Below are 4,385 nucleotides of genomic sequence, written 5' to 3'. Positions count from 1 at the left end.
GATAAAGCCTCTCCTCCGGTTGATACCCCCTCCTTCCGGGCGATAAAGCCTCTCCTCCGGTTGATACCCCTCTCCTTCGGTCGATAAAGCTACCCCTCCGGTTGATACCCCTCTCCCTCCAGTCGATAAAGCTCCCCCTCCGGTTGATATCCCCTCTCCTTCGGTCGATAAAGCCTCTCCTCCGGTCGGTCGATACATCCCAGGCCACTGCTCCTGTCCTTTCAGCTGCTCCCGCCCCTGTGATTTGCGATGCCTTCGTTCGGTGGTCCCCCCTGCCCCCGACCACTTCGCACATTCTAATCCCAACACAAAAAAAGACGCCGACCCTTAGGCCGCTACGTCTCTTTTTGTAAATACTCCAAATGCCAATGCCATAAAAAGGATAAAATAGATGCACAACATAACAATCGAAAATCCTAATGTCATCCCTTCCACAACGGGAGTTCCATTGAAATACTGCATTAAGTTCGTATTTGCAAATAAAATATATTTTGCCCAGTCATATTTGGCTGCGATAAGGGATGTGACGTTTCCTCCCATCATCAGTAGGAAGATAGAAATCCCAATTGCGAGTGAATTGTTTCGAAACACTGCAGATATCATAAATGCTAGTGTCACAAGCATCAAAACATCGATCGAAGAAAGCAGATAGATTTTTACTAAATGAAGCATTTGGCTCTGTTCGATCACTTCTCCATCAGCGTATGCGAGATGAACACTGTTTCCGTCGCCTGTTCCGAACAAACCAAATCCAAGGGCTGCCGAACTGATAAATAAAACAGCCAGCATGAAAAGCCCGAACAACACAACCGTTACATATTTCGATAGTAAAATTTTGTACCTCCGGATGGGGCGGATTAATAATAATTTAATAGTCCCTGTACTGAATTCACTTGCAACGATCCCAGCTGCAATAATAATCGCAAACAGCCCGGCAAAAGAAATCAGTGCAGAGCTTTCATCAATAAAGGACCAGCCTGTCGTCTCACTTGGCGGAGCAATTTCGTTATCAAGACGATATTGATTAATAGCGATATCTTTTTCCAAAAATCGTTTCATATCCCCTGCTGAGGCAGGCATATCTTTCAAATCTTTCTTATCTTCCTTTATTTGTTGGGAGAGCTCATCCCTCCACTGATCCCCAGCCTGATCTGGTTCTTCTGTCATTTTAATTAATGTACCCATTGCCACAACACCAAGGAGAATCATGGCAATCATGACGTATGTTCCAGCACGTTTAAATATTTTTGTCCATTCATTCACAATAAGCTTATGCAATGGTCGTCCCCCCTTTTTCTGTAATTTCCAGGAAGCGGTCTTCGAGTGATTTAGAAATAAGTTTCACTTCAAAAATACGGACCTCATGCTCGATCAGCATTTTAATGACATTTGGTACTTGGTCCTTTTCCAGTTCCATTTCAATGCCTTTTTCCACTTCTTGATATTCGATCCCTTTTTCTTTCAAAATAGACGCGTATCCGGACTCCACTTCGAAGAAATAGCGATGGGCTGTTTCCGCTTCTGCTTCATCATGTACATTTTGAATATTGACCAGTTTCCCGTTCTGAATGATCGCGATTCGATCACACATCATTTCCATTTCGGATAGGAGATGGCTGGATACAATGACAGACATCCCTTTCTCTCGCGTCAATTTCCTCAAATGATCGCGGATTTCCCGAATGCCAGCAGGATCAAGACCATTCGTCGGCTCATCAAGAATCATCACGTCTGGATCATGAAGCAAACTTTGCGCAAGCCCTAATCGTTGCCGCATTCCAAGTGAGTAGGTTTTTACCTTTTCATGGATCCGGTTTGTCAACCCCACAAATTCCACTACTTCATCGATTTTTTGTTTTGTGACACCCTTTGACATGCGGGCATATTGCTTTAAATTTTGATATCCGGTTAAATATTTATACATCTCGGGATTTTCTACAATGCCCCCAATATGGCCAAGCGCCTCTTCAAATTCCTTTTCTCTATCTTTGCCACAAATGAAAATTTCTCCGGATGTCATTTTCATTAAGCCGGCAATCATCCGAATCGTCGTTGTTTTCCCTGCACCATTCGGACCTAGAAAGCCAAACACTTCCCCCGATTTCACTGTAAAACTGACATCATCGATGATCTTTTTTCCTTTCATCACCTTGGTTACATTTTTTAATTCCAATGCTGTACCCATCAAACATCCTCCACCTTTCTTTCCTTTTGTGCCATGATTGATTTAAACCACTCCAAAACAGATATACCTTCTTCTTCCCTAAGGTTTTCTACATGCGTCTGTCCCACAACTTCCCCTTCAAAAATAATGATGACTTCATCTAATAAAGGTTCAATCTCGTCTATTTCATGTGTAGCAATCACAACCGTCTGCTCATCAAAATCAATATAGGAAATCAAACTTTTTACAATCGACTCCCGAACCATCGGATCAAGCCCTGAAAAAGGTTCATCCAGCAACAGAACCGGTGTTTTCCTGGACAATGCGAGTACAAGTTTCAACCTGCCCCTGTTCCCTTTCGAAAGCTTTTTTATTTTTTTCTTCGGATCCAGCTTCATCTCTTTAAGTAGAACATGTGCCTTTTCCACATCAAAGTCAGAAAACTGGGAAGCATAAAATGCCATCATTTTTTCCACCGTAAATGCATGGTAAAACATATCCAGTTCTGTCAGATAAGCCACTTTTGAGCAAATCCTTCTCGTAACACGTTCACCAGATATAGTGATTTCCCCAGCATTCGGATAAACAAGCCCCGTCATCATTTTCAGCGTCGTCGACTTTCCGCTTCCATTCGGCCCAATCAAGCCATATATTTTGCCTGGTTCCAGATGAAGCGAGACATCCTTCACGGACGTTTGACCTCCGTATTTCTTCCACACATTTTGCAACTCAACGGTCATCACGATCCCTCCCCAAAAAGCACTTTAGCCCATGGATCATTTCCTCTTCCGTCATCCCAAGCTCCTCCATGCTTTTGACAAAAACATGAATAATATCGTTTTGCAGTTTTCCTTTTAGATCATCCAGCACTTCCTCATTATCCGTTACGAATGTTCCCTGGCCCCTTTTTGTCTCCACAATGCCCATCCTTTCCATTTCACTATAGGTTCGTTGAATTGTATTCGGATTCACGCTTGACTCAACAGCCATCTCACGCACAGAGGGCAACTTCTCCCCCGGAAGCATCTCCCCCCTGACAATCCGGTAAGCAATCGTATCAGCAATTTGAATATAGATCGGTTTGGATACTTGATAATCTTTTGTCATAGCCCTACACCTCTACCTTCCGATCCAGCAGCCAACTGGAAAAAAAGAACAAAGCGAAACCAAGGAAGACATAAACAATAAAAATCATTACGGGGAAATCAACAGCATTGACTCCTGTCTCCCATGCCCCATCTGTATACGTAAAAGTTTGATTGATCATGACCGGAACAGTCCATTTACTCACAAGCTCACTGATAAAACCAATCTTAGCGATGAACGCACTAATCAGATTGTATCCGACAAATAGGAGAAACAGAATCAACCAGCGGAAAAACCCCGTTGGAATCAGCCTGCTTAACGAATGGTAAATACTCCAGTAAAAGATAACCCAGCACGCAAAATACAAAGCAATCAAAAGCAGTGCAACATTGAATATAACTGTTCCTTTAAAGAGCGTTTGGAGAGGGATATGGATGTCGACAATATCTTTTATAAACTGAAAAATAATAAACCCAATACCGGTTAAAAACACTTGCGAAATAAACTGATAGGAAAAAGCAACGATGAATTTTGAGATAAAAAGCCTCCTGCTGCTTTGTGTATTATACAGCCATAACTGCGTTTTTCCTTCTAAATGAAGCATCTGCAGCAACATCGTCGGCTGAAAAAATATATGAAACCCAAGCAGCATAAACAAAACGATCGGCATAAAGGATAGTGGCTCATCAATATAAATCCCAAGTCCCAGCGGAACCAATAACAAAACCAAATCCCCAACTAAGATCGTTATCATCCAGTGCCTGGAAATATAAAAATCCTTCTTCAAAAGCCCCTTAAAAGCAGTCATCAAATACCTTCCCTTCCGGTCTTGTATGAGTGTCCTACTTAGATAGTACACCCATACACACAAGAAGTCAATAGTCGATTAACGCTATTTTCAAAAAATTTATAATGATAGAGGCGCTTGAAACAGCCTGTTCATATGAGCAGCCTGGCTGGACTATACGAGATGCACAGGTGATATCCCCACGCACTCCGGGTGATTTATCCCCTCTCCAGGTGATATCCACGTGCTCCGGGTGATTTCATCCCCTTTCCGGTTGATATCCCCACGCTCCGGTTGATTTCATCCCCTTTCCGGTTGATATCACCGCGCTCCGGTCGATTTCATCCC

Annotated in this window: 6 protein-coding genes; all 6 read right to left on the bottom strand. The window is 42.8% G+C overall.

The genetic code is table 11. The features are described from left to right. On the bottom strand, window positions 1–309 hold a 309-nt coding region (locus tag GZ63_RS17935), incomplete at its 3' end, for a hypothetical protein (RefSeq protein WP_198020941.1). 18 nt (window positions 310–327) lie between these two features. Beyond that, complete coding sequence (locus tag GZ63_RS0113035; RefSeq protein ID WP_029270258.1) at window positions 328–1,278, bottom strand: ABC transporter permease; 951 nt, start codon at window positions 1,276–1,278, stop codon at window positions 328–330. Continuing rightward, the gene (locus GZ63_RS0113030) at window positions 1,271–2,185 is read right to left on the bottom strand and encodes an ABC transporter ATP-binding protein (protein WP_029270256.1); all 915 of its coding nucleotides are present in this window, start codon (window positions 2,183–2,185) and stop codon (window positions 1,271–1,273) included. The genes GZ63_RS0113035 and GZ63_RS0113030 overlap by 8 nt, the downstream gene beginning before the upstream one ends. Beyond that, the gene (locus GZ63_RS0113025; protein ID WP_029270254.1) at window positions 2,185–2,904 is read right to left on the bottom strand and encodes an ABC transporter ATP-binding protein; all 720 of its coding nucleotides are present in this window, start codon (window positions 2,902–2,904) and stop codon (window positions 2,185–2,187) included. Before GZ63_RS0113025 ends, GZ63_RS0113030 begins: the two co-directional genes overlap by 1 nt. Then, window positions 2,894–3,271 carry a GntR family transcriptional regulator gene (locus GZ63_RS0113020; protein ID WP_029270252.1) on the bottom strand — a complete coding sequence of 126 codons (378 nt, stop codon included), beginning with the start codon at window positions 3,269–3,271 and terminating at the stop codon, window positions 2,894–2,896. Before GZ63_RS0113020 ends, GZ63_RS0113025 begins: the two co-directional genes overlap by 11 nt. A 4-nt stretch (window positions 3,272–3,275) precedes the next feature. Beyond that, window positions 3,276–4,058 (bottom strand): hypothetical protein, encoded by a 783-nt coding sequence (locus GZ63_RS0113015; protein WP_029270250.1) that lies wholly within the window; start codon window positions 4,056–4,058, stop codon window positions 3,276–3,278. Between the last annotated feature and the right edge of the window lie 327 nt (window positions 4,059–4,385).

The organism is Virgibacillus alimentarius (genome assembly GCF_000709085.1).
Taxonomy (GTDB): domain Bacteria; phylum Bacillota; class Bacilli; order Bacillales; family Amphibacillaceae; genus Virgibacillus_B; species Virgibacillus_B alimentarius.
Note: the sequence above shows the minus strand (reverse complement) of the source record. Positions and strands in the feature narration are given on the sequence as shown.

Coding starts and splice junctions, on each gene's coding strand:
- GZ63_RS0113030 (WP_029270256.1), bottom strand. CDS start 2,185: ATGGGTACAGCATTGGAATTAAAAAATGTAACCAAGGTGATGAAAGGA.
- GZ63_RS0113025 (WP_029270254.1), bottom strand. CDS start 2,904: ATGACCGTTGAGTTGCAAAATGTGTGGAAGAAATACGGAGGTCAAACG.
- GZ63_RS0113020 (WP_029270252.1), bottom strand. CDS start 3,271: ATGACAAAAGATTATCAAGTATCCAAACCGATCTATATTCAAATTGCT.
- GZ63_RS0113015 (WP_029270250.1), bottom strand. CDS start 4,058: ATGACTGCTTTTAAGGGGCTTTTGAAGAAGGATTTTTATATTTCCAGG.